The organism is Bacillus sp. TH13, assembly GCF_016651175.1.
In the GTDB taxonomy this organism is placed as follows: domain Bacteria; phylum Bacillota; class Bacilli; order Bacillales; family Bacillaceae_G; genus Bacillus_A; species Bacillus_A thuringiensis_S.
Genome location: NZ_JAEKEJ010000025.1, coordinates 560,148 through 583,330, shown reverse-complemented (window position 1 = coordinate 583,330; position 23,183 = coordinate 560,148). Strand labels below are relative to the sequence as shown.

Sequence of the window (23,183 nt, the reverse complement as noted above, 5' to 3'; positions counted from 1 at the left end):
AAAAAAAGCCTATCAACTGATAGGCTTGTACTCTTTAATAACACGTAATGTTTGTAATGTCATATCTTCAGGACCTTGTACAGGTAAACCTGCTTCTAAGTTTTTACGAATATACTCTAAGTTTTCTTGTGTAATAATTTCCCCCGGAGTAAAGATTGGAATCCCTGGCGGATAAACCATAACAAAATCAGCTATAATACGACCCGCTGCATTTTCAAATGGAATGACTTCTGTTTCCGAATAAAAAGCATCTCGAGGAGAAAGTGCTAGCACTGGAATTTCTGGAATCTCTACTTGTACTTGAACACCTTTATCTGCCCTATTTCTAAATGTTGCTGCTAAATCTTGTAATGCTGCAATAAGTGTATTTGTATCACTTTCTGTATCTCCCAAAGTGATAAGACATAGTATGTTGTATAGATCTGAGAGTTCTACTTCAATGTTATATTTCTCTCTAAGCCATACTTCAGCTTGGTGGCCGGTAATACCTAAATCTTTTACAGATACAATTATCTTTGTAGGATCATAGTTAAAGGTAGCATCTGTACCTAACATTTCTTTTCCAGGACAGTAAAGATGCTCAATAGAATTTATAGCATCACGAACATGTTCAGCTAATTGTATTGTTTGTGCTATGAGTGCTGTTCCTTCTGTAGCAAGACGTTTTCTGGCAACATCAAGGGATGCTAACAAGATGTAAGAAGTTGATGTAGTCGTAAGCATGCTAATAATAGATTGGACATGCTTTACATTCACCAAGCCTTCTTTCACATTAAGAATAGAACTTTGAGTTAAAGAGCCTCCTAATTTGTGAACACTTGTTGCTGCCATATCTGCACCCGCTTGCATCGCTGACATCGGCAATTCATCGTGAAAATGAATATGAACACCATGAGCCTCGTCGACTAGTACAGGGATGTCATAAGAATGTGCTAATTGTACAATCTGTTCTAAGTCTGCAGCAAACCCAAAGTACGTTGGATTAATAACAAGTAAGCCCTTTGCATCTGAGTGCTCTTCAAGTGCTTTTTTGACAGATTGAATTGTGATTCCATGAGAAATACCGAGCTTCGGATCGATTTCAGGATGCATGAAAATCGGTTTTGCACCTGAGAAAATAATAGCTGACATTACTGATTTATGCACGTTTCGTGGTACTAGGATTTTGTCACCAGGACCGCAAACGCTCATCACCATTGTCATAATAGCGCCACTTGTACCTTGAATAGAAAAGAAAGTATGATCTGCACCGAATGCAGCGGCTGCTAAATCCTGTGCTTCTTTAATCATACCTTTTGGATGATGTAAATCATCGAGTGGCGCAATATTAATTAAGTCAATTGCTAATGCATTATGCCCAATAAATTCGCGAAATGTAGGATCCATGCCCTGTCCTTTTTTATGACCAGGAATATGGAATTGAATTGGATTTCGCTTACTGTGCTCAACTAAAGCGGTAAACAATGGTGTTTCGTATTGGGACAATCTATACACCCCTTCTTCTTCATAATATTTAGTATAATTTGTTTTATATAATCCTGCTCTAAAAAAGGTAAGTCTTTTTTTAGAATGAGGCTTGTTTTTCTGCCATTCAAAAAATCGTTTTTGAGATGGTAGCTTCACTTTATTTTCTATAAAACAAAAGCATTATATCACCAATAATTATAGATGTATAGAAAAAAATGTTTTTAAGGTGAGTATGTTTAATAGTTAGCCTCAACTAATGAATAGAGGAAGACAATTCCATTAAAATGAATAAATAGTGTATAATGCAGAGTGGCTATAATGAATAATAAAATATTCTCTTTAAGATAGCATAATGAAACAAGAAGAAATGATAAATGGGGTGCGAAATGGAATATCAATATCCGTTAGATTATGATTGGTCAAATGAGGAAATGGTTATAATTGTGAAGTTTTATGAAGCAATTGAGAAAGCTTATGAAAAAGGAATTATAAGAGAAGAATTAATGGGTTTATATCGTCGCTTTAAAGAGATTGTTCCATCGAAAGCAGAAGAAAAGAAAATTGATAAAGAGTTTCAAGAAGTAAGTGGATACTCTATATATCGTGCTATTCAAAGAGCAAAGGAAGTCGAAGAACAAAAGGTTGTAAAAATGTAAAAAATATTTTGAAAAATAAAAACTGAAGTGATATAATGTGATAACAACTAAAAACGGACAATATAAATTGTCCGTTTTCTACTATCGATTACAAAGTGCATATAAAGGAAGGAGTGATTGCATCGTAGATTCAATCTTAGCAAGGAATTGTTCGTTGGTCATTGCTGAAAACTCCTCTGGTGATATATGAATACCAACTAATAATTCTGCTTTTTTTACAGTAGCTAGTCGTTCAATCATCTTTTGTAAGTCTTCGGTTTCAAGTGTTTTATGTAATTTCACACTTGGTTTAGTATGGTCAATGGACCAAACGAAGTCATTTGGAATATTTGTTTTTAAATCATTTAAATGTTCTAAGAAGGCATGAGCCGTCTCAACTTTTTGTGGACACTCATAGATTAAACCAAAGTATATGAAGGCATGAGTACCCCATAAGCCGATTTGGAAATGCGGTAGCATTTTATATCCTCGTTTATTTGTTGAAAAAGCAACCCAAGTATCGTTTGGTGGATTGACTTTGCGACGTGCGTGTTTTGCAACATGATAAAAAAAGTTCTCATCAGTGTGTTGGGATAAGTATTCTGCAAATTGTTCCCCTAAAGCTTCTAGCTTAGGATGAATGTTCGTTTTAATTGCACTCATTCGTTCTTCGAGACCATCAACTGTAAAGACATCAAAATCAGTTGACTTGAATGTTTGTATTGTCATGATTGTTCCTCCAACTCCTATTTTGCTTTTATTTTAGCATAGCTTGTACTATTCATAAAAAAAACAGCACAAAAAAATTTAAATAAAAAAATATAATTTTGTTGCATAGATGATTTATCCAACATAGTATAGTATAAAACAAAAAATCAGAAAATTTAATTAATTCTAGTCCGAGGGCAGACGAATATTGGGAGGAGGCAAATAATATGAGACAGGTGATTAATGCGTTAAAGAGAACAGATGCCGAAAAGAGAATACCGGTGCTACGTTTGGAGCTAGATTATGAATTAGCAACTTTATATGATGCGATGATGGAAGATGATAAACAGAAAAAAGAAGAGTGTGTACAAAAGTTAGAAGTGTTAAGACTTGAAATGATTCGTTTAGAAGCGTAATAATAGTATATGTATAAAAAATTAGTTGGTGCGAACCTTATAAAGGGTTCGTTTTTTCTGTGAACAGTAAAGATCGGAGTGTTTAAACATGCAAGAAGTATGGAAAGACATCGATGCACACGCCAAACGGTGGATTCGGGATGCAGGAGAGCATTTAATGGCATCCATGAAAAAAGCACTTATTATAGAAACAAAATCCAATGCAGCTGACTTAGTGACAGATATGGACCGAGAGATAGAACAGTTTTTAATTGGGAAAATTAAAGAAACATTCCCGAATCATAATATTTTAGGAGAAGAGGGTTATGGAGACGAGATAACGTCTTCTGACGGGGTTGTTTGGTTAATTGATCCAATTGACGGCACGATGAACTTTGTTCATCAAAAAAGAAATTTTGCAATTTCAATGGGGATTTATGAGAACGGTATCGGAAAGATTGGACTTATTTATGATCCAGTACATGATGAACTATATCATGCAGTCAAGGGATCTGGAGCTTTTTGTAATGATATATCAATTCCTCCATTGGAAAAAGGAACTGTAGAGCAAGGTATTGTAGCTTTAAATGCGATATGGCTTACAGATAATCCATTGCTTAATATGGAAAGTATGATGGCACTTGTTAAGAAAGCAAGGGGCACGAGATCGTATGGCTGTGCAGCGTTAGAGATGGTGTACGTTGCAACAGGAAGAATAGATGCATATGTAACGCCGAGATTATCACCATGGGATTTTGGCGGAGGACAGATAATTGTAGAAGAAGTTGGAGGGAAGGTAACGACATTCTCTGGAGCGCCACTTTCTATCATAGAGAAGAGCAGTGTGTTAGTTGCAAAACCAGGAGTGTATGAAGAAGTGTTATCTTTTATATCAGAGCCACAAAAAAAGTAAGAGGCTATGTATAAGCTTCTTACTTTTTAGCGTTATTGTGATTTGCGCATTTTTCTTTTTGTTACAAAACCGTATCCAACTGCAACAAATGTACCGATAATGCAAATAATAATACCGATTGGACTATTTTCAGCAATCATAATGCCGATACCGATTAAGAAAATAACACCGATAATTGCGGTTAATAAAAAGCGATATTGAATGTGTTCCATTTCTTCACCCTCCAATCTCATTTTACTTTCACAAAAGTAAGAATACAACTATATTTTCATTCTTGCTTTTATTTTAATTGCTATTGTATCCCCTTCGCTCTTATAATAGAGAAGGATTAAAAAGACATTAGGAGTTGGACATGTTGAAAAAACGACAAGATTTACGTAATATAGCAATTATTGCCCACGTTGACCATGGTAAAACAACACTTGTTGACCAGTTATTACGTCAAGCGGGGACATTCCGTGCGAATGAACATATTGAAGAACGCGCAATGGATTCAAATGATCTAGAGAGAGAACGCGGTATTACAATTTTAGCGAAGAATACAGCGATTCACTATGAAGATAAAAGAATTAATATTTTAGATACACCAGGTCACGCTGACTTCGGTGGAGAAGTAGAACGTATCATGAAAATGGTTGATGGTGTTCTACTTGTTGTTGATGCATATGAAGGTTGTATGCCACAAACACGATTTGTTTTAAAGAAAGCTCTTGAGCAAAACTTAACTCCAATCGTTGTTGTAAACAAAATTGACCGTGACTTCGCTCGCCCTGATGAAGTAGTTGATGAAGTAGTTGACTTATTCATCGAACTTGGTGCAAACGAAGATCAATTAGAGTTCCCAGTTGTATTTGCATCAGCAATGAACGGAACAGCAAGCTTGGATTCAAATCCGGCAAATCAAGAAGAGAATATGAAATCATTATTCGATACAATTATCGAACATATTCCAGCACCAGTTGATAACAGTGAAGAGCCACTTCAATTCCAAGTAGCACTTCTTGATTACAACGACTACGTTGGACGTATTGGAGTTGGACGCGTATTCCGCGGTACAATGAAGGTTGGGCAACAAGTTGCTTTAATGAAAGTTGACGGAAGTGTAAAACAATTCCGCGTAACGAAATTATTCGGTTACATTGGATTAAAACGTCAAGAAATTGAAGAAGCAAAAGCTGGAGATTTAGTAGCTGTTTCAGGTATGGAAGACATCAACGTAGGTGAAACGGTATGTCCGGTTGAGCATGAAGAGGCTTTACCATTATTACGTATTGATGAGCCAACGCTACAAATGACATTCCTTGTAAATAACAGCCCATTTGCAGGTCGTGAAGGTAAATTCATTACATCTCGTAAAATTGAAGAGCGTCTTCGTTCACAATTAGAAACAGATGTAAGTTTACGTGTAGATAATACAGATTCTCCTGATGCATGGATCGTATCTGGACGCGGGGAACTGCATTTATCTATCTTAATTGAAAACATGCGTCGTGAAGGTTATGAACTACAAGTATCTAAGCCTGAAGTAATTATTAAAGATATCGATGGCGTAAGATGTGAACCTGTAGAGCGCGTACAAATCGATGTTCCTGAAGAGTACACTGGTTCTATTATGGAATCAATGGGTGCACGTAAAGGTGAAATGTTAGATATGGTGAATAACGGAAACGGTCAAGTTCGCCTTACTTTCATGGTTCCGGCACGTGGTTTAATTGGTTACACAACAGAATTCCTAACATTAACTCGTGGTTACGGTATTTTAAACCATACATTCGATTGCTACCAACCAGTACATGCTGGACAAGTGGGTGGACGTCGCCAAGGTGTTCTAGTTTCACTTGAAACAGGAAAAGCATCACAATACGGCATTATGCAAGTTGAAGACCGTGGTGTAATCTTCGTTGAACCAGGTACAGAAGTATATGCTGGTATGATTGTCGGAGAACATACTCGTGAGAACGACTTAACAGTTAACGTTGTGAAAATGAAACAACAAACTAACATTCGTTCTGCGACGAAAGATCAAACTTCAACAATGAAGAAACCACGCCTAATGACTTTAGAAGAATCATTAGAGTACTTAAACGATGACGAGTTCTGTGAAGTAACTCCAGAATCAATTCGTCTGCGTAAAAAGATTCTTGATAAGAGTGAGCGCGAAAGAGCTGCTAAGAAAAAGAAATCTGTTGAAGCGTAAAAACAAAAAAACAACGACCTTTTATAAAGGTCGTTGTTTTTTATTATGTTTATTTTTTAGAATATTTACTCTTTTTTGTGGACAGTATTTTTTTTGCGAGTTACTCTTGTATTAAGTGTATAAAGAAATTTGTATTTTACTGCTAGGGGGGAAGAGTGTGTTAGAAAGGATGTCTTTTTTTGCGAAATTGTGTAAGGTAGATGAAAATCCAGAGTTAGGAATGTGGTTACTTTATGGGACGATTATTATATTAAGTGCTCTCGTCTATAATTTAGGGTTTGCTAGAAAGTTGTCTGTACTTAAAAATATTGTGATATACATATCATTAGCAATTGGATGTACAGTATTAACCTTTTTTGCTGTATTTTTACCCGTTGGAGAAGGACTTGTTGTAGCGGCAATTGTACTTGGGATTTATAGATTACGTTTGCGTCAAGCGAAACAACAAAAAGCAGGATGAGGAAGGGGGAGTTTTTATGCGTTCAGTACAAGATGCACTATATAATTGGTTAACAATTAAAACAGTTGCTGAAGCACGTCCAGATGATAGTGCTGCAAAAGAAACGTATTTGTTATTTCAAAATATGATATATGAAGAACATAAATTAAAAAATGTGGAAGTCGAAAAGAACGAGGAGATGTATTTAATTACATATGAAATGAATGGGGAAAGGAAGTCTGCAAGGTTTCCGCTAGAAGCCATTGATTGTTTTTTGGATCAGATGAATCGTGAACCAGAAAAATATAAATAAGTCCTTATCTATATGAGTAAGGACTTATTTACATTTTACCAATCGTCTTCGATTTTTTTATCACGATATAATCGGAAATTACCACTTGCATGACGTTCCATTGTACGTTCTGCAATTCGTTCCGAACATTCCATGCACATATATGTATGAATAGGGCGATTACGCAGTTTTTTTGCCATAGGATTTTCATCATCTAACATATCTTTTTTATCACAAATCATACATTTGACTCTCATTTCGTCACCTCAATACGAATTCTATCAGTATAAGTATATCATGGAAGTATAATTTTTTTGAATAATAGTGGGAAAAAATAATATTTTCGCAATTCAAAAAATAAGTTATGATAAGGATATACCAAGTATGTTTGGAGGTGAAAATATGGCGAATGTAGTAGAGCCTACCTTAACAGAGGATTTAGTACAAACGTTGCGTAAAGAGTGTATTGTTATGATAGCAACGACAGATTTCGAAAAACAAGTTCCTAACGTAAGTGCTATTTCTTGGGTGTATGCAGTGAGTAAAACTAGTATTCGATTTGCAGTAGATCAACGTTCACGTATTGTGGAAAATATACGGCATAATACAGGTGTGGTATTGACTATAATGGCGAATGAATCCGTATTTTCCATAAGTGGTGCAGGTGAAATTTTGACAGATAGAATGGAAGGTATTTCTTTAAAATTAACTGTAATAGAAGTAAATGTGCAAGAAGTGCGTGATGTTATGTTTTATGGAGCGAAACTTGCAATTGAACCAACATATGAAAAAACATATGATCTTCGGGCAGCGAAAAAGCTGGATAACGAAGTGCTAGTAGGGATAAGAGAATTATAAAGATGCTAAATAAGAAATTCGTTTATTCACTTTTGTAATCGGTTATTGTGATTTAACGTTAATAATTATAATAAAAGGTAATATATTGAATAGAAATGAATAAAGAATAAATAAAAGGTTTAATGACTATGATTTTCGATTCTACCTCGTTTACACGGTACATATAATTATAACAATGGTTCGTCCATATTTTATGGATGAAACCCTTGTTCTACAAATTTAAAAGTGGAGTCAGGGGGTAACAGGTTGGATAAAATTTATGTGTTAGATACGAATGTACTTTTGCAGGATCCTTTATCTATTTTTTCATTTGAAACCAATGAAGTAGTGATTCCAGCAGTTGTATTAGAAGAGGTTGATTCGAAAAAACGTTATATGGATGAAGTAGGACGAAACGCTCGTTATGTATCTAAGTTAATAGATAAATTTCGTGAAATAGGAAAGCTGCATGAAAGTATCCCGCTAGAAAACGGCGGAACATTTCGTATTGAATTGAACCATCGTTCATTTGTGCAACTACAAGATATTTTTGTAGAAAAAACAAATGATAATCGAATTTTAGCTGTAGCAAAAAATCTATCTTTAGAAGAACAGGAAAAAGAGGACGGGAAGTCTGTTATTTTAGTAAGTAAAGATGTACTCGTAAGGGTAAAAGCTGATGCAATTGGTTTGAAGGCTGAAGATTATTTAAGTGATCGCGTAATTGAAGTAGAAAATATATATTCTGGCTTTTTAGAAGGATATATATCAAAAGAACAATTGGATTATTTTTATGAGAAAGGTGAATTGCCTCTATCTGAAATTGCGAATCATCCTTTTTATCCAAATCAATTTGTAGTAATGAAAGATGCATTGGGGGGCTCTAGTTCTGCGCTTGGCATCGTGGATCACTTAGGTAAGAAGGTAAAGAAACTTATTTTTCACAATGAACAAGTGTGGGGGATACGACCACGAAACGTGCAGCAAATCATGGGATTAGAATTGTTGCTTCGTGAAGATATTCCGCTTGTAACGTTAACAGGGAAAGCCGGCACAGGAAAAACGTTACTTGCATTAGCTTCGGGACTTATGCAAACAGAAGACTTAGGGTTATATAAAAAATTACTCGTTGCAAGACCGATTGTCCCAGTCGGAAAAGATATCGGTTATTTACCAGGAGAAAAAGAAGAAAAGTTAAGACCATGGATGCAGCCAATTTTTGATAACCTAGAGTATTTATTTAATACGAAAAAGCCAGGAGAGTTAGATGCTATTTTAGCTGGAATGGGTTCGATTGAAGTAGAAGCCCTTACTTATATACGCGGGAGAAGTATTCCAGATCAGTTCATTATCATTGACGAAGCACAAAATTTAACAAAGCATGAAGTGAAAACGATACTAACTAGGGTAGGGGAAAAGAGTAAGATTGTATTGATGGGAGATCCTCAGCAAATTGATCACCCATATTTAGATGAATATAATAATGGCTTAACGTATGTTGTAGAGAAGTTTAAAGAACAGCGCATTAGTGGTCATGTGAAGTTTGTTAAAGGGGAGCGATCTAATTTAGCTCAACTAGCAGCAGATTTATTGTAAAAAGGAGTGAGCTTAAGCTCACTCCTTTTCTTTAAATAATTGTAAATTTACGGATGTTCCGGATTGGATTTTGTTGATTAGATCCATCATTGAAATAGAGATGAACAGGTCCGTCTTCTTTTAATGGTTTTCCTTCTTTTGAAAAGCCTAGTATAGCATTTTTGACAGTTTCTAATGGAAGTGTCATTGTATGATCTACCGTTTCAATTTCAACTTGCGTAGCGTCCTCTAAAATTTCAGCGTTAGCAAGGAATGGATGAAATGGTATACCAAATGTTCCAGTAATCAGCTGTTCTTTTTTATATTTCTTCACACTTTGTTGTATTGGAGGAAAAGCGGCACCATCACGGATTTCGCGATCCCAATGTTCTGAAGTGTTTTTTAAATAAGTTTCTAGTTCAGACGTGTTTTCTCTAGTTTCATCAAAGTAAGTTGTCAAATCTACTTTTCGATCGTCAAAGATCCAAACAGTTGGATCAATAGTGATTGGAAAACGTACTTTTCCGTTAATAAATAAAATTTCGCTCATTGTTGTTCCCCCATTTGTGTTATACTCCCACTTTTCAGTATAATAGTATTAGACACTGTTGTCACAAAAAATGTTTCTATTGCAATTTATGAAAACTATCGCTAATATTAATAGATAGGATAGAGGAGAGTAGGACGGAAACGGAGGGAATCAATTTGGCGTCTGAGACAGTAGCAAATCATCAGGAAAAGGCACTAGCCCTTCTACAAGCGGATGCAGAGAAGATTTTAAGACTTATTAAGGTGCAAATGGACCATCTTACAATGCCGCAATGTCCATTATATGAAGAAGTGTTAGACACACAAATGTTTGGACTATCCCGCGAGGTCGATTTTGCAGTTCGCCTTGGTCTTATTGCAGAAGAACAAGGGAAAGCAATGTTAGGTGAGCTCGAACGTGAGTTATCTGCACTTCATGAAGCGTTTACAAACAAACAACAATAACGGGTTCAAATAAGGGGGCTCAAACTAAATTAGTTTGAGCTTTTTATTTGTATAATAAAGCAGGAAGAATCAATGTACATATGGAATACAACAATAATTAAATTGAAACAGAAAGAGGAAATGAAATGAAAAAAGTATGGAAATCAATGGATTATTCATTATTACTTCCTCTTGTTATCTTATGTGTGCTGGGAGTAATAATGGTATATAGTTCTAGTTCCATTGCTGCGATTTCGAGGCATAACTGGCCGGCAAATTACTTTTTAAAAAACAATTAATAACTTTAGCTATTGGAACGGTATTGTTAGTAATTGTAGCCTCGTTACCTTATAAGTTTTGGAGGAAACGAATAATTTTATCGGCGATGGGGCTAGGGAGTATTGCTTTACTAGCAGCAGCCTTGATTTTTGGTAAGGAAATAAATGGTGCAAAAGGTTGGATATTAGGTATACAGCCCGCTGAATTTGTTAAACTATCGATTATTATAATATTAGCTCGCTTTTTTGCAAGAAGACAAGAGACAAATACACCTGTTTTTAAAGGGTCGGGACTTACACTTGGTTTTGTTGGAATGGCAATGTTTTTAATTTTAAAGCAAAATGATTTAGGTACCGATTTGTTAATTGCAGGAACAGTAGGAATTATGTTTCTTTGTTCAGGAGTACGGATTAATTTATGGATTAAACGAATTGTTTTAACTTCTATAGTATGGATTCCAGCGCTATATTTTCTGGCTAATTATAAATTAAGTGGGTACCAAAAGGCCCGTTTTTCAGTTTTTCTTGATCCATTCAATGATCCTCAGAATGATGGATTCCAATTGGTAAATTCTTTTATTGGAATTGCTTCAGGAGGGCTAAACGGTCGAGGATTAGGAAATAGTGTGCAAAAATATGGATATTTACCAGAACCGCAAACAGATTTTATTATGGCTATTATATCTGAAGAGTTAGGTTTTATTGGTGTAGCTATTATTTTAATTTGCTTGCTACTTATTATTATTCGTTCATTCAGGATTGCTCAAAAATGTAAAGATCCGTTTGGAAGTTTAATTGCAATCGGAATTGCAAGTTTAATGGGAGTACAAACTTTTGTTAATGTTGGTGGTATGTCTGGATTAATACCGCTTACGGGAGTACCTTTACCGTTTATTAGTTATGGCGGGAGTTCCTTAATAGCTAATCTACTTGCGATGGGAATACTACTTAATATTGCTAGTCATGTAAAACGAGAAGAGAAACAGCAGAATGAGGGAATAAAAGAAAGAGAACAAAATGGACCACATCTTGTAGTTGTAAAATAAAAACACATTGTGCTTTAGAGCATGATGTGTTTTTATTTTTAAGTAGTTTTAAATGTGATGTATTAATTTCTCTTTTAGTTAAAAAATGTATCACATTAGTTAAAATGTGATATACAATTAAGTTGTTAGAAAAGGAAGAGGTATGCTATACTATTTTTGTGAAACAAATTGAACAGAAAACTTATCATTTGTTAAAAAATAAGGTATGATGGATAAAAATAAAGTGAAGCTTTCTAAGTATAATATAATGTGGAAAGTGAAGAACTTCACGCTTTTTAAGGTGTGTATATATTTTATCTCTAGAGTGGTAGGAAAGTAGAGGGGGAAAATCATGACAAAGCTGCAACGTATTCAAAAAGTATTGGTAGCTAACCGTGGAGAGATTGCAATTCGTGTGTTTCGAGCTTGTTCGGAACTAGGATTAAAAACAGTTGCAATCTATTCTAAAGAGGATAGTGGTTCTTATCATCGCTATAAAGCCGATGAGTCCTATTTAGTTGGGGAAGGAAAAAAACCAATTGATGCTTATCTAGATATTGAAGGCATTATTGAGATTGCAAAAAGTAATCATGTAGATGCAATCCACCCTGGATATGGTTTCTTGTCAGAAAATATTCAATTCGCGAAACGTTGCGAAGAAGAAGGAATTATCTTTATCGGTCCGAAAAGTAAGCATTTAGATATGTTTGGAGATAAAGTGAAAGCAAGAACACAAGCGCAGCTAGCACAAATCCCAGTTATACCTGGTAGTGATGGTCCAGTAGATTCATTAGAAGAAGTCGAAAAATTTGCTGAAAAGTATGATTACCCGATTATTATTAAAGCGTCCCTTGGTGGTGGCGGTCGTGGTATGCGTATTGTGCGTACTAGTGAGGAATTAGGAGAATCATATAATCGAGCGAAATCAGAAGCGAAAGCAGCCTTTGGTAATGATGAAGTTTACGTCGAAAAATTCGTTGAAAAACCTAAACATATAGAAGTACAAATTTTAGCAGATGAAGAAGGCAATGTTGTTCATTTATACGAGCGTGACTGTTCTGTACAACGTCGTCATCAAAAAGTTGTAGAAATAGCACCGAGTGTATCACTTTCAGATGATTTGCGTCAGCGTATTTGTGATGCTGCTGTGAAGTTAACGAAAAATGTAAACTATTTAAATGCAGGAACAGTAGAATTCCTTGTAAAAGATGATGAGTTTTACTTCATTGAAGTAAATCCACGTGTTCAAGTAGAACATACGATTACAGAAATGATTACAGGAGTAGATATCGTTCAATCACAAATTTTAATAGCTGATGGACATTCATTACATAGCAAAATGGTAGGTGTGCCGAAGCAAGAGGAAGTAGTTGTGCATGGATTTGCAATTCAATCTCGTGTAACAACTGAAGATCCTCTAAATAATTTTATGCCGGATACAGGAAAAATTATGGCGTATCGATCAGGCGGTGGTTTTGGTGTGCGTCTTGATACAGGAAATAGCTTCCAAGGTGCAGTTATTACACCGTACTACGATTCTTTACTTGTAAAAGTTACAACTTGGGCACTTACTTTTGAGCAAGCAGCTGCAAAAATGGAACGTAACTTAAAAGAATTCCGTATTCGTGGTATTAAAACAAATATTCCATTCCTAGAGAATGTAGTAAAACATAAAAACTTTTTATCAGGAGAATATGATACTTCGTTTATTGATGTGTCACCTGAACTATTCTTGTTCCCAAAACGTAAAGACCGCGGAACGAAAATGTTAAATTATATTGGTTCAGTAACAGTAAATGGCTTCCCAGGAGTAGGGAAAAAAGAGAAACCAATTTTTCCAGATGCTCGTATACCGAATGTACTACACTCAGAGCCAATCCAAAATGGCACGAAACAAATTTTGGATGAGCGTGGAGCGGACGGATTAGTAAATTGGGTACAGGATCAAAAACGTGTACTTTTGACGGATACAACATTCCGTGATGCACATCAGTCATTACTTGCAACTCGTATTCGTACAAAAGATTTACATCAAATTGCAGAGCCAACAGCGAGAATGTTACCGAACCTATTCTCAGCGGAAATGTGGGGCGGTGCAACGTTTGATGTTGCGTATCGTTTCTTAAAAGAAGATCCATGGGAACGATTACTAGATCTTCGTGAAAAAATGCCGAACGTGTTATTCCAAATGTTACTTCGTTCTTCAAACGCAGTTGGATACAAAAACTATCCAGATAATTTAATCCAAAAATTTGTGGAATGTTCTGCTCAAGCTGGCATTGATGTATTCCGTATTTTTGATAGTTTAAATTGGGTAGAAGGCATGAGAGTTGCAATTGATGCTGTACGAGATACTGGTAAAATTGCAGAAGCAACAATGTGCTACACAGGAGATATTCATGATCCATTACGTAGTAAATATGATTTGAATTATTATAAAAACTTAGCAAAAGAGTTGGAAGCATCGGGAGCTCACATTTTAGGTATTAAAGATATGGCTGGCTTACTAAAACCAAACGCAGCATATGATTTAGTTTCAGCATTAAAAGAGACGGTATCAATTCCGATTCACCTGCATACGCACGATACGAGTGGAAATGGTATATTAACGTATACGAAGGCAATTGAAGCAGGTGTTGATATTGTCGATGTAGCGGTGAGTTCTATGGCTGGTCAAACGTCACAACCGAGTGCGAACACATTATTCTATGCACTAGGTGGAAATGAAAGACAACCAGATGTTAATATCGATTCTTTAGAAAAGCTATCTCATTATTGGGAAGATGTACGCAAATACTATGCACCGTTTGAAAGTGGTATGAATGCACCTCACACAGAGGTATATATGCATGAAATGCCAGGTGGACAGTATAGTAATCTTCAGCAACAAGCGAAGGCGGTTGGTTTAGGAGATCGCTTCGATGAAGTGAAAGTAATGTACCGTCGTGTGAATGACATGTTTGGAGATATTGTAAAAGTAACACCGTCATCAAAAGTTGTTGGCGATATGGCATTATTTATGGTTCAAAACCACCTGACAGAACAAGATGTTTTAGAGCGTGGACATGCTTTGGACTTCCCGGGATCTGTTGTTGAAATGTTCTCTGGTGATTTAGGTCAACCGTACGGTGGTTTCCCGAAAGAATTGCAAAAGATTATTTTAAAAGGGAAAGAGCCGTTAACAGTAAGACCAGGTGAACTACTAGAGCCAGTAGATTTCGACGCGTTAAAAGAAGAATTATTCCATAAACTTGGACGCGAAGTAACAATTTTTGATGTAGTTGCATATGCATTATATCCAAAAGTATTTATGGACTATGAAAAAGTTGCTGAGCTTTATGGAAATGTATCTGTACTTGATACACCGACGTTCTTCTATGGTATGAGACTCGGTGAAGAAATTGATGTGGAAATTGAACAAGGTAAGACATTGATGGTTAAACTTGTATCAATTGGAGAACCACAGCCGGATGGAAATCGTGTCCTTTACTTGGAATTTAATGGTCAACCACGTGAAATTGTCGTGAAAGACGAGAATGTGAAAGCAACAGTTGCACAACGTGTGAAAGGAAACCGTGAAAATCCAAATCACATTAGTGCAACAATGCCAGGAACGGTAATTAAAGTAGTTGTAAAAGAAGGCGATGAAGTGAAAAAAGGCGATTCTATGGCAATTACAGAGGCGATGAAAATGGAAACGACAGTTCAAGCGCCGTTCAATGGTAAAGTGAAAAAAGTATATGTTAACGATGGTGATGCAATTCAAACGGGTGATTTACTTATTGAATTAGATCACTAAAATAAAGAAAAGAGCTGTGTAAATACAGCTCTTTTCTTTATTGCAAAAAATCCCTTGCCGAATTGGCAAGGGATTTTAGTTTTAAATTATTTTGTTTGTTTAGAAGTTGATCCGGCTTCTTTTGCATTCACTTTACTTCTTGTTCCTAACATAACTAAATAGCATAGTACGGCAAACAAGCAAGAAATGAATAGAGAATGTAACAATGCCATCGCTAAACTAGCGTTTGTAAATACAACTAAAACTCCTACTACAGCTTGAAGTGTAACAAGGATAAATGAAATGATCCATCCCCAATATACTACAGGTTGCTGCTTGTAATGGCGAATAGCGAGAACCATCGCGTATAGTATCCAAGCGAAAATTAACATCGCTGCAACCCTATGGCCCATTTGAACCCATTCATGTAGTTGAGTTGGCATAGGTCTGTTTTTGCTACATAAAGGAAAATCTGGACAAGCTAAGCTAGCTCGTTCGTGACGTACTAAAGCACCTGTGTAGACGACGATATAACTGTAAATTGTTACACCATAAATATGAAATTTCATTTTTTTGTCCATAATAAGTGAACGTGCATCAAATTTTTGGTCAATTTCAAAGATAAGACACGTTAATAAAATGACAGAAGCAAATGAAATTAAGGAAATACCGAAATGGATAGCAAGTACAGCTGGCATTTGTCCCCAAACAACTGCTGCTGCTCCCATTAATGCTTGTGCAACTAAAAATACGAAGGATAAAATTGCTAACGTTTTTGTTTCACGCACATGTTTATAATATTTCCAGGACAAAATACAAAGGAGAGTGACAAGAATTCCAGCTGATCCTGATGTTAATCGGTGGCTAAGTTCAATAATAGTTTCCATTGATAAATTAGATGGAACAAATTCACCGTTACAAAGTGGCCATGATTTACCACAACCTTGACCAGAACCTGTTTTTGTAACTAAAGCGCCTCCTAATAAAACTATTAATAAATCAAGGCTTGTAATGACTGCTAACCATTTAATAAAGCGTTGCAATCTCTTTCACCATCTTTCTGCTATGAAGTTATTGCGAAATATTTTCATTCCATTATGTATAGAATAAAACGCGCTAGTTCCTATGATATATAAAAAATAATAAAATAGCAAAGAAATGGAGGAGGAAGACAAGGGAGAGAAAATAGGTGTGAAAACAGGGTTCGCAAGGAAAAATTTAGGTGAAAAATAGGCTATTTTGAAAAGAAATGGGGAGAATACGTGTTAAATAGGAGAAAATAGTTTATTATAGAATGTAACATCATGTTATGATAAGGACAAGTCAGAATGAAGTTTTTTATATTCGACACAAAAAGTTCATGTTTTCTTCACAAAATGTTCGGGAAATATGATTTAATATATTGGAGTATGGGCGTAGATTAGTAGTAGAATGGGTTAACAATGTTTCTACTGTAATAATATTGCTATATAGAAGCGAATTATTTCATTTGAAATAGGCGCAAAAAGAAAGATGAAAGTTTTAAGAGGGGGTTAGAGTGATGAACCATGCAACAAGTGAGCTGCATGATGAGTCCGCTGTTACAAGTGTACCGGAAACAACTCGGTTACAAGATTTATCAGCACTCGTTAAAATGGGGATTGTAAACTCAAATACACTTACTGTATTTACAGGATTTTGGTTGGCGTTACACTTTAATGGATTAAGTGTGATGGACAATCTGGATAAGCTATTTTTTACAATCGTTGGTTCTGGATTAATTATGGCGGGGGTATGTTGTTTAAATAACTACATCGATAGAGACATCGATCCGTTAATGGAAAGAACAAAGACTCGTCCAACGGTTACTGGAAAGTATAAACCAGGATTTGCACTTACATTTGGACTAGTTATATTACTTCTTGGATTTGTATTCTTATTATTAACAACACCAATGGCAGTTTTAATGGGATTTATTGGTGCTTTCACATATGTTGTCCTATATACTTTATGGACAAAGAGAAAGTATACACTAAATACTGTTGTAGGTAGTATATCTGGAGCAGTTCCACCTTTAATTGGATGGGCAGCAATCGATCCATCTTTAGGTCATCCAATTGCTTGGATGTTATTTTTAATTATGTTTATTTGGCAAATCCCACATTTCCTTGCATTAGCGATGAAACGTGTTGATGAATATCGAAATGCAGGAATTCCAATGCTTCCTGTAGTTCATGGATTTGAAATTACGAAACGCCAAATTATGATTTGGACAGTATGTTTATTACCACTACCATTTTATATGAGTGGACTAGGGATAACATTTATGGTAATTGCAACACTGCTTAACATCGGATGGATCGCTTTAGGATTTTATGGCTTCCGTAAGAAAGATGACATAAAATGGTCCGTGCAAATGTTTGTTTATTCCCTAAATTATTTAACAATCTTATTTGTATCAATGATTGTAGTTACATTCTTCTAAGACAACGACATAATTGGATTTCTTTACGTTGAGATTTACTTTACTTAACTATAAAGTACAATCTAATTCACAAGGAAAGTGGGGGTTGTTTGTATGAAGAAACAGTGGCGACTGCTTTCGTTCGTTTCACTGCTGGCTTTACTGTTAGGGGGATGCGGTAAAGCCTTTCAATCTACTTTAATTCCGCAAGGAGAAGTAGCAAAAATGCAATATGATTTACTTCTACTGGCGAGTGCAATCATGGTAGGAGTAGTACTAGTAGTTACTATTATTTTCTTGTATGTAATTGTGCGTTTCCGACAAAAGAAAGGTCAGGAAGATTATATTCCAGAGCAAGTTGAAGGGAATCACAAACTAGAAATTATATGGACAGTTATTCCGATTATTCTTTTACTAATCTTAGCTGTTCCAACGGTTACATATACATTCAAACTTGCTGATGTAAGTGCGATGGAGAAAAAGAATATTGATAAAGATACTATCGTTGTTGATGTAACAGCGAATCTTTATTGGTGGGAATTTTCTTATAAATCAGAAAAGATAGTAACTTCGCAAGATTTAGTCATCCCCACAGGTAAGAAAGTATATTTAAATTTGAAGGGTGCCGATATTAAACACTCATTTTGGGTTCCATCTTTAGCTGGGAAAATGGATACAAATACAGACAATGTGAACAAAATGTGGTTAAAGGCAGATAAATCGGGCACTTATAATGGTTTTTGTACAGAATTTTGCGGCCCATCACATTCTTTAATGCAATTTAAAGTGAAAGCTTTAGATGAAAGCGAGTACAAAAATTGGCTTGCTGATATGAAGAAGATTGATGGGAAGAAAGAAGTAGCTTCAACAAAGGCGCAAGAGGGCCAAGAAATATTTAATAAAAGCTGTATTGGTTGTCACGCAGTTGGATCTAATGATAGTAGACCACCTTCCGCTCGTATCGCACCAAACTTAGCAAACTTTGCGGATCGCGATATGGTTGCCGGTATTGCCGAAAACAATGAAGAAAACTTAAAAAAATGGCTGAAAGATCCTGAAAATATGAAGCCAGGAAACAAAATGACTGGCAAATATGGCAACTTAACGGATGATCAAATTGATGCATTAAATGCATACTTACAAACGTTAAAAGTTGAAAAGTAAAGAGGGATTATTCGCGAAGGGGAGGTTGAAAACGTGAGTTCTGTAGCAAAAAAACAGGGGATGGGTGCTGTCATATGGGATTATTTAACGACAGTAGACCATAAAAAGATTGCCATTCTCTATTTAATTGCAGGTGGATTGTTTTTTGTAATAGGCGGAATAGAAGCTCTATTTATTCGCCTTCAATTAGCGATTCCTAACAACGCTTTTCTTGTTGGGGATGCTTATAATCAAGTATTGACGATGCACGGTACAACAATGATTTTCCTCGCAGCTATGCCACTCGTGTTTGCATTTATGAACGCCGCTGTACCACTTCAAATTGGTGCACGTGATGTAGCGTTCCCGTTTTTGAATTCACTCGGATTTTGGTTATTTTTCTTTGGTGGAGTATTTTTAAATTTAAGTTGGTTTTTAGGTGGAGCACCTGATGCAGGATGGACATCTTATGCATCTTTAGCTTTAGCCTCTAAAGGTCATGGTGTTGATTTCTATGTACTCGGTTTGCAAATCTCAGGTATTGGTACATTAATTGGAGGTATTAACTTCCTTGTAACCATTATTAATATGCGTGCGCCAGGAATGACGTATATGCGTATGCCGATGTTTACATGGACGACATTTGTAACATCTTCGCTTATATTATTCGCTTTTCCACCGTTAACTGTAGGATTAGGACTTTTAATGTTAGATCGTTTATTTGGAACAAGTTTCTTTAATCCAGCATTGGGCGGGAATACAATTATATGGGAGCATTTATTCTGGATTTTCGGTCATCCAGAAGTATACATTCTTATACTCCCAGCTTTCGGAATATTCTCAGAAATATTCGCGACATTTTCGAAAAAACGATTGTTTGGTTATTCATCGATGGTGTTTGCGACTGTATTAATTGGATTTTTAGGATTTATGGTATGGGCGCATCATATGTTTACTGTTGGACTTGGTCCAGTTGCTAATGCTATTTTCTCAGTTGCAACAATGGCGATTGCGGTTCCGACTGGTATCAAAATATTCAACTGGCTCTTTACAATGTGGGGCGGAAGTATTCGTTTTACGACACCAATGATGTGGGCAGTAGCTTTCATTCCATCATTCGTAATGGGTGGAGTTACAGGGGTTATGCTAGCATCTGCACCAGCTGATTATCAATTTCATGATAACTATTTCGTAGTAGCACATTTTCATTATGTAATCGTTGGCGGTGTTGTATTTGGTTTACTTGCAGGAGCTCATTATTATTGGCCACTGATGTTTAATAAAGTATTAAATGAAACATTAGGAAAGATAACGTTTTGGCTATTCTTTATTGGTTTCCATTTAACGTTCTTTATTCAGCATTTCCTTGGCTTGATTGGTATGCCGCGCCGTTACTACACATATCTTGAAGGGCAAGGGTTGGAAATGGGGAATATGATTAGTTCTATTGGAGCGGTGTTTATGGCTCTTGGGACTATTGTTCTTCTATTCAATGTAATTAAAACGACAGTATCAAAAGAAAAAGCTGGTCGTGATCCGTGGGATGCACGTACATTAGAATGGACAATGCCAGCACCGACACCAGAATATAACTTTAAACAATTACCATTTGTTCGCGGATTAGATCCGTTTTGGATTGAAAAACGTGAAGGTAATAAAGAGATGACAGCAGCGGAACCAGTTGGTGATATTCATATGCCAAATCCTTCGTTTTCACCATTTGTCATTTCTTTCGGATTGTTTATAGCGGCATTTGGTGCAATGTATATGCAGGGTGGAAAAGATAAGTTCTGGTTATTAGTAGCAATTATTGGTTTAATCATTACATTTGGCGCAATGTTCCTACGTTCAGTAATCGATGATCATGGATATCATATTCATAAAGAAGATTTAGATGATAAGGGGGGCAAGGCATAATGCATGTAGATGAAAAATTAACGAATGAAACATTTCCAGCAGAGCCTGAAAAAGCAACCCTTGAAGGGAAAAATAAGTTTGTCGGTTTTTGGTTATTTCTTGGAGGCGAAACAGTGTTGTTCGCTTCCTTATTTGGCACATATTTAGCGTTAAAGAATTCTACAAATGGTGGACCAACATCTCAAGAGATGTTCCAAATGCCACTCGTTTTCATTATGACGATGCTTTTATTAACGAGTAGCTTAACGAGTGTATATGCGATGTATCACATGAAAAACTTTAACTTTAAGAAAATGCAACTTTGGTTACTAGTAACTGTATTGCTAGGTTTAGGGTTTTTAGGGTTTGAGATATATGAGTTTTATCATTATACACATGAATTTAAGCATACTATGAGAAGTAGTGCGTTTGGCTCTGCGTTTTATGCTCTTGTTGGTACACATGGACTCCACGTATTGTTTGGGTTATGTTGGATTTTAACATTAATCTTTAGAAATGCGAAGAGAGGTCTAAATTTATACAATGCACCGAAGTTTTATGTTGCATCGATTTATTGGCACTTTATTGACGTAGTTTGGGTGTTTATTTTCACTGTAGTATATTTAATGGGAATGGTGGGATAAACAATGGCGATAAAGCAAACGAATAATCCTAAAGTTGATCTTGTTTATCGGAAGAGAAAAAGTGCGGAGGAAATGAAGCATCAAGTTATTACGTTTGCATTAATGATTTTTTTAACATTAGTTGCATTTGTAGCGGTGGCGTATCCAAAAACTTTTAGTCCGACTTTCTCTGTTCCATTTATTTTACTATTAGCAGTCGTACAAGTAATTTTTCAATTGTATTATTTTATGCATATGAGTCATAAAGGACATGAAGCAGCAAGTTTCTTTCTATACTCTGGTCTGCTAATAGGGTTAATTACAATTTTAGCATTTATGACAATCGTCTGGATTTGAAAAGTGAAAAATAAGGGAGCTTGTGTTGTCACAGCTCCCTCTTCATATTATGGATAACCTTACGAAGGTAGGTGTGAAAATGAGTAACTTGTGGATATTTGGTTTTCAGGCTTTATGGAGTCCAATCTTTTTAATATTTATGCTGTCGATTCTTATTGGGTACTTCTTAATTGTTGGTCCATATAGAATGCGATTTGAAAATGCGACGAAGGTAAGTAAGAAGCAAATTTTTTATTTTACGACTGGTATTGTTCTTTTGTATTTTGTAAAGGGAGGGCCAATTGATTTAATTGGCCATATTATATTTAGTGCTCATATGTTTGAAATGGCGGTCATGTATATTGCAGTGCCACCGTTACTGTTGCTTGGTATACCGATTTGGTTATATCGTTACATTACTTCTTTTAAGTTCGTTCAAATTATATTAAAGGTATTTGCTAAACCACTTATTGCGTTGTTTGTATTTAACGGCCTGTTTTCTTTTTATCATTTACCAGTTGTTTTTGATACGGTAAAACAAAGTCAAATAGCTCATCCTATTTGTCTCGCTATATTGTTTTTTACAGCAATCATGATGTGGTGGCCGATGTTAAATCCATTACCAGAATATCAAACGTTAAGTGATATAAAGAAACTTGGTTACATGTTTGCTAATGGTATATTATTAACGCCAGCTTGTGCGTTAATCATTTTTGCGACAGCCCCGTTATTTGCAACGTATACGGATCCGGCTGCTTGGATGAAAGCGATGGAACTATGTGTACCAGCGGGCACTTTATCAGATTTAAATATAACGGGACCGGAATTTTTGCACTGGATGCCAGTCGTACAAGACCAGCAAACTGGTGGTATCATAATGAAAATTGTCCAGGAAATAGTGTACGGTACAATTATAGGCTATGTATTCTTTAGATGGGCACGTAGAGAACGTGAAAAGGATAAGGAGCAGTTGCAACAATTGCCGCCGTATTTACAAACTAAGTAAAAAAAGCGTATGGGATTCCATACGCTTTTTCTTTTTAGTTTTACCGTTTATAAAAGATTGAATTTTCTAATTATTTATGTTAAGTTAGTGTAGGCGTGTACTAAAAGTGGATATAAAATTTACTACTAGCTTTCATGCGTAATAATTCCATATGTAGTGCAAGTTTTTTAGAGAGTTACAAATATATATTGTTATCTTTAATAAACACGAACTATTTTAAGGGGG

Annotated in this window: 22 protein-coding genes and 1 pseudogene; 17 read left to right on the top strand and 6 right to left on the bottom strand. The window is 35.8% G+C overall.

The window, feature by feature from the left end; translation table 11 throughout:
* Positions 1-12: 12 nt before the first annotated feature.
* Entirely contained in the window at positions 13-1,485 is a 1,473-nt protein-coding gene (gene speA, locus JFU02_RS11120; protein WP_061666353.1) for an arginine decarboxylase, read from the bottom strand.
* A 368-nt stretch (positions 1,486-1,853) separates the two neighbouring features.
* Here speA and JFU02_RS11115 point away from each other — a divergent pair, with 368 nt between their 5' ends.
* Complete coding sequence (locus tag JFU02_RS11115) at positions 1,854-2,123, top strand: UPF0223 family protein (protein ID WP_061666432.1); 270 nt, start codon at positions 1,854-1,856, stop codon at positions 2,121-2,123.
* A gap of 81 nt (positions 2,124-2,204) precedes the next feature.
* Here JFU02_RS11115 and JFU02_RS11110 read toward each other — a convergent pair whose 3' ends face one another.
* A complete protein-coding gene (locus tag JFU02_RS11110) occupies positions 2,205-2,831 on the bottom strand; it encodes a YktB family protein (protein ID WP_000155318.1) in 627 nt (208 codons plus the stop codon).
* Positions 2,832-3,037: 206 nt separating this feature from the next.
* Here JFU02_RS11110 and JFU02_RS11105 point away from each other — a divergent pair, with 206 nt between their 5' ends.
* Both JFU02_RS11105 and JFU02_RS11100 read left to right on the top strand, forming a co-directional pair.
* The gene (locus tag JFU02_RS11105; protein ID WP_001250164.1) at positions 3,038-3,226 is read left to right on the top strand and encodes a hypothetical protein; all 189 of its coding nucleotides are present in this window, start codon (positions 3,038-3,040) and stop codon (positions 3,224-3,226) included.
* An 88-nt stretch (positions 3,227-3,314) separates the two neighbouring features.
* A complete protein-coding gene (locus tag JFU02_RS11100) occupies positions 3,315-4,118 on the top strand; it encodes an inositol monophosphatase family protein (protein ID WP_201071023.1) in 804 nt (267 codons plus the stop codon).
* Positions 4,119-4,150: 32 nt separating this feature from the next.
* On the opposite strand, the gene JFU02_RS11095 is transcribed toward JFU02_RS11100, so the two are convergent.
* The gene (locus JFU02_RS11095) at positions 4,151-4,330 is read right to left on the bottom strand and encodes a DUF5325 family protein (protein WP_000400123.1); all 180 of its coding nucleotides are present in this window, start codon (positions 4,328-4,330) and stop codon (positions 4,151-4,153) included.
* A gap of 140 nt (positions 4,331-4,470) precedes the next feature.
* On the opposite strand from JFU02_RS11095, the gene typA reads away from it, so the two are divergent.
* The 3 genes from typA (at position 4,471) to JFU02_RS11080 (ending at position 7,067) form a co-directional block, all read left to right on the top strand.
* Positions 4,471-6,315, top strand: a complete 1,845-nt coding sequence (gene typA / locus JFU02_RS11090) for a translational GTPase TypA (RefSeq protein WP_000914752.1) — start codon at positions 4,471-4,473, stop codon at positions 6,313-6,315.
* Positions 6,316-6,472: 157 nt separating this feature from the next.
* The gene (locus tag JFU02_RS11085) at positions 6,473-6,775 is read left to right on the top strand and encodes a YlaH-like family protein (protein ID WP_000893662.1); all 303 of its coding nucleotides are present in this window, start codon (positions 6,473-6,475) and stop codon (positions 6,773-6,775) included.
* Between the two features lie 16 nt (positions 6,776-6,791).
* Positions 6,792-7,067 (top strand): hypothetical protein, encoded by a 276-nt coding sequence (locus tag JFU02_RS11080; protein ID WP_001258140.1) that lies wholly within the window; start codon positions 6,792-6,794, stop codon positions 7,065-7,067.
* Positions 7,068-7,102: 35 nt separating this feature from the next.
* Here the strand turns inward: JFU02_RS11080 and JFU02_RS11075 are convergent, their stop codons facing one another.
* Positions 7,103-7,303 (bottom strand): YlaI family protein, encoded by a 201-nt coding sequence (locus JFU02_RS11075; RefSeq protein WP_002082250.1) that lies wholly within the window; start codon positions 7,301-7,303, stop codon positions 7,103-7,105.
* Between the two features lie 145 nt (positions 7,304-7,448).
* Here JFU02_RS11075 and JFU02_RS11070 point away from each other — a divergent pair, with 145 nt between their 5' ends.
* Positions 7,449-7,904 (top strand): pyridoxamine 5'-phosphate oxidase family protein, encoded by a 456-nt coding sequence (locus JFU02_RS11070; protein ID WP_000024597.1) that lies wholly within the window; start codon positions 7,449-7,451, stop codon positions 7,902-7,904.
* Positions 7,905-8,150: 246 nt separating this feature from the next.
* Positions 8,151-9,479, top strand: a complete 1,329-nt coding sequence (locus JFU02_RS11065) for a PhoH family protein (protein WP_000358083.1) — start codon at positions 8,151-8,153, stop codon at positions 9,477-9,479.
* Between the two features lie 31 nt (positions 9,480-9,510).
* Here JFU02_RS11065 and JFU02_RS11060 read toward each other — a convergent pair whose 3' ends face one another.
* Complete coding sequence (locus tag JFU02_RS11060; RefSeq protein ID WP_001289809.1) at positions 9,511-10,008, bottom strand: molybdopterin-binding protein; 498 nt, start codon at positions 10,006-10,008, stop codon at positions 9,511-9,513.
* Positions 10,009-10,163: 155 nt separating this feature from the next.
* Between JFU02_RS11060 and JFU02_RS11055 the strand changes: the two genes are divergently transcribed.
* From JFU02_RS11055 to pyc, 3 genes and pseudogenes are all read left to right on the top strand, one after another.
* A complete protein-coding gene (locus JFU02_RS11055) occupies positions 10,164-10,451 on the top strand; it encodes an Fpa/YlaN family protein (protein ID WP_000135694.1) in 288 nt (95 codons plus the stop codon).
* A 125-nt stretch (positions 10,452-10,576) separates the two neighbouring features.
* A pseudogene (locus tag JFU02_RS11050) lies at positions 10,577-11,754 on the top strand (FtsW/RodA/SpoVE family cell cycle protein).
* Between the two features lie 331 nt (positions 11,755-12,085).
* Positions 12,086-15,532, top strand: coding sequence for a pyruvate carboxylase (gene pyc, locus JFU02_RS11045; protein WP_000164059.1), 3,447 nt, complete (start codon positions 12,086-12,088; stop codon positions 15,530-15,532).
* 86 nt (positions 15,533-15,618) lie between these two features.
* Here the strand turns inward: pyc and ctaA are convergent, their stop codons facing one another.
* The gene (gene ctaA / locus JFU02_RS11040) at positions 15,619-16,554 is read right to left on the bottom strand and encodes a heme A synthase (RefSeq protein WP_086407630.1); all 936 of its coding nucleotides are present in this window, start codon (positions 16,552-16,554) and stop codon (positions 15,619-15,621) included.
* A 497-nt stretch (positions 16,555-17,051) separates the two neighbouring features.
* Between ctaA and ctaB the strand changes: the two genes are divergently transcribed.
* The 6 genes from ctaB to ctaG all read left to right on the top strand — a co-directional run bounded on the left by ctaB (position 17,052) and on the right by ctaG (position 22,958).
* Positions 17,052-17,975: a protoheme IX farnesyltransferase gene (ctaB, locus tag JFU02_RS11035; RefSeq protein WP_001015060.1), complete on the top strand. Its 924-nt coding sequence runs from the start codon at positions 17,052-17,054 to the stop codon at positions 17,973-17,975.
* Positions 17,976-18,068: 93 nt separating this feature from the next.
* Complete coding sequence (gene coxB, locus JFU02_RS11030; protein ID WP_000745273.1) at positions 18,069-19,118, top strand: cytochrome c oxidase subunit II; 1,050 nt, start codon at positions 18,069-18,071, stop codon at positions 19,116-19,118.
* Positions 19,119-19,178: 60 nt separating this feature from the next.
* Positions 19,179-21,014, top strand: coding sequence for a cytochrome c oxidase subunit I (gene ctaD, locus JFU02_RS11025; protein ID WP_153577875.1), 1,836 nt, complete (start codon positions 19,179-19,181; stop codon positions 21,012-21,014).
* A complete protein-coding gene (ctaE, locus tag JFU02_RS11020) occupies positions 21,014-21,637 on the top strand; it encodes a cytochrome c oxidase subunit III (RefSeq protein ID WP_000557861.1) in 624 nt (207 codons plus the stop codon). The genes ctaD and ctaE overlap by 1 nt, the downstream gene beginning before the upstream one ends.
* A gap of 3 nt (positions 21,638-21,640) precedes the next feature.
* Positions 21,641-21,973 carry a cytochrome c oxidase subunit IVB gene (gene ctaF, locus JFU02_RS11015; protein WP_000985703.1) on the top strand — a complete coding sequence of 111 codons (333 nt, stop codon included), beginning with the start codon at positions 21,641-21,643 and terminating at the stop codon, positions 21,971-21,973.
* Between the two features lie 79 nt (positions 21,974-22,052).
* Entirely contained in the window at positions 22,053-22,958 is a 906-nt protein-coding gene (gene ctaG / locus JFU02_RS11010; protein WP_061666433.1) for a cytochrome c oxidase assembly factor CtaG, read from the top strand.
* The last annotated feature ends 225 nt before the right edge of the window (positions 22,959-23,183 follow it).

What these genes read in the sequence shown, in the direction of transcription:
- JFU02_RS11115 (WP_061666432.1), top strand. Translation starts at nt 1,854, where the DNA reads ATGGAATATCAATATCCGTTAGATTATGATTGGTCAAATGAGGAAATG.
- JFU02_RS11110 (WP_000155318.1), bottom strand. Translation starts at nt 2,831, where the DNA reads ATGACAATACAAACATTCAAGTCAACTGATTTTGATGTCTTTACAGTT.
- JFU02_RS11105 (WP_001250164.1), top strand. Translation starts at nt 3,038, where the DNA reads ATGAGACAGGTGATTAATGCGTTAAAGAGAACAGATGCCGAAAAGAGA.
- JFU02_RS11100 (WP_201071023.1), top strand. Translation starts at nt 3,315, where the DNA reads ATGCAAGAAGTATGGAAAGACATCGATGCACACGCCAAACGGTGGATT.
- JFU02_RS11095 (WP_000400123.1), bottom strand. Translation starts at nt 4,330, where the DNA reads ATGGAACACATTCAATATCGCTTTTTATTAACCGCAATTATCGGTGTT.
- typA (WP_000914752.1), top strand. Translation starts at nt 4,471, where the DNA reads ATGTTGAAAAAACGACAAGATTTACGTAATATAGCAATTATTGCCCAC.
- JFU02_RS11080 (WP_001258140.1), top strand. Translation starts at nt 6,792, where the DNA reads ATGCGTTCAGTACAAGATGCACTATATAATTGGTTAACAATTAAAACA.
- JFU02_RS11075 (WP_002082250.1), bottom strand. Translation starts at nt 7,303, where the DNA reads ATGAGAGTCAAATGTATGATTTGTGATAAAAAAGATATGTTAGATGAT.
- JFU02_RS11070 (WP_000024597.1), top strand. Translation starts at nt 7,449, where the DNA reads ATGGCGAATGTAGTAGAGCCTACCTTAACAGAGGATTTAGTACAAACG.
- JFU02_RS11060 (WP_001289809.1), bottom strand. Translation starts at nt 10,008, where the DNA reads ATGAGCGAAATTTTATTTATTAACGGAAAAGTACGTTTTCCAATCACT.
- pyc (WP_000164059.1), top strand. Translation starts at nt 12,086, where the DNA reads ATGACAAAGCTGCAACGTATTCAAAAAGTATTGGTAGCTAACCGTGGA.
- ctaB (WP_001015060.1), top strand. Translation starts at nt 17,052, where the DNA reads ATGAACCATGCAACAAGTGAGCTGCATGATGAGTCCGCTGTTACAAGT.
- coxB (WP_000745273.1), top strand. Translation starts at nt 18,069, where the DNA reads ATGAAGAAACAGTGGCGACTGCTTTCGTTCGTTTCACTGCTGGCTTTA.
- ctaD (WP_153577875.1), top strand. Translation starts at nt 19,179, where the DNA reads ATGGGTGCTGTCATATGGGATTATTTAACGACAGTAGACCATAAAAAG.
- ctaE (WP_000557861.1), top strand. Translation starts at nt 21,014, where the DNA reads ATGCATGTAGATGAAAAATTAACGAATGAAACATTTCCAGCAGAGCCT.
- ctaF (WP_000985703.1), top strand. Translation starts at nt 21,641, where the DNA reads ATGGCGATAAAGCAAACGAATAATCCTAAAGTTGATCTTGTTTATCGG.
- ctaG (WP_061666433.1), top strand. Translation starts at nt 22,053, where the DNA reads ATGAGTAACTTGTGGATATTTGGTTTTCAGGCTTTATGGAGTCCAATC.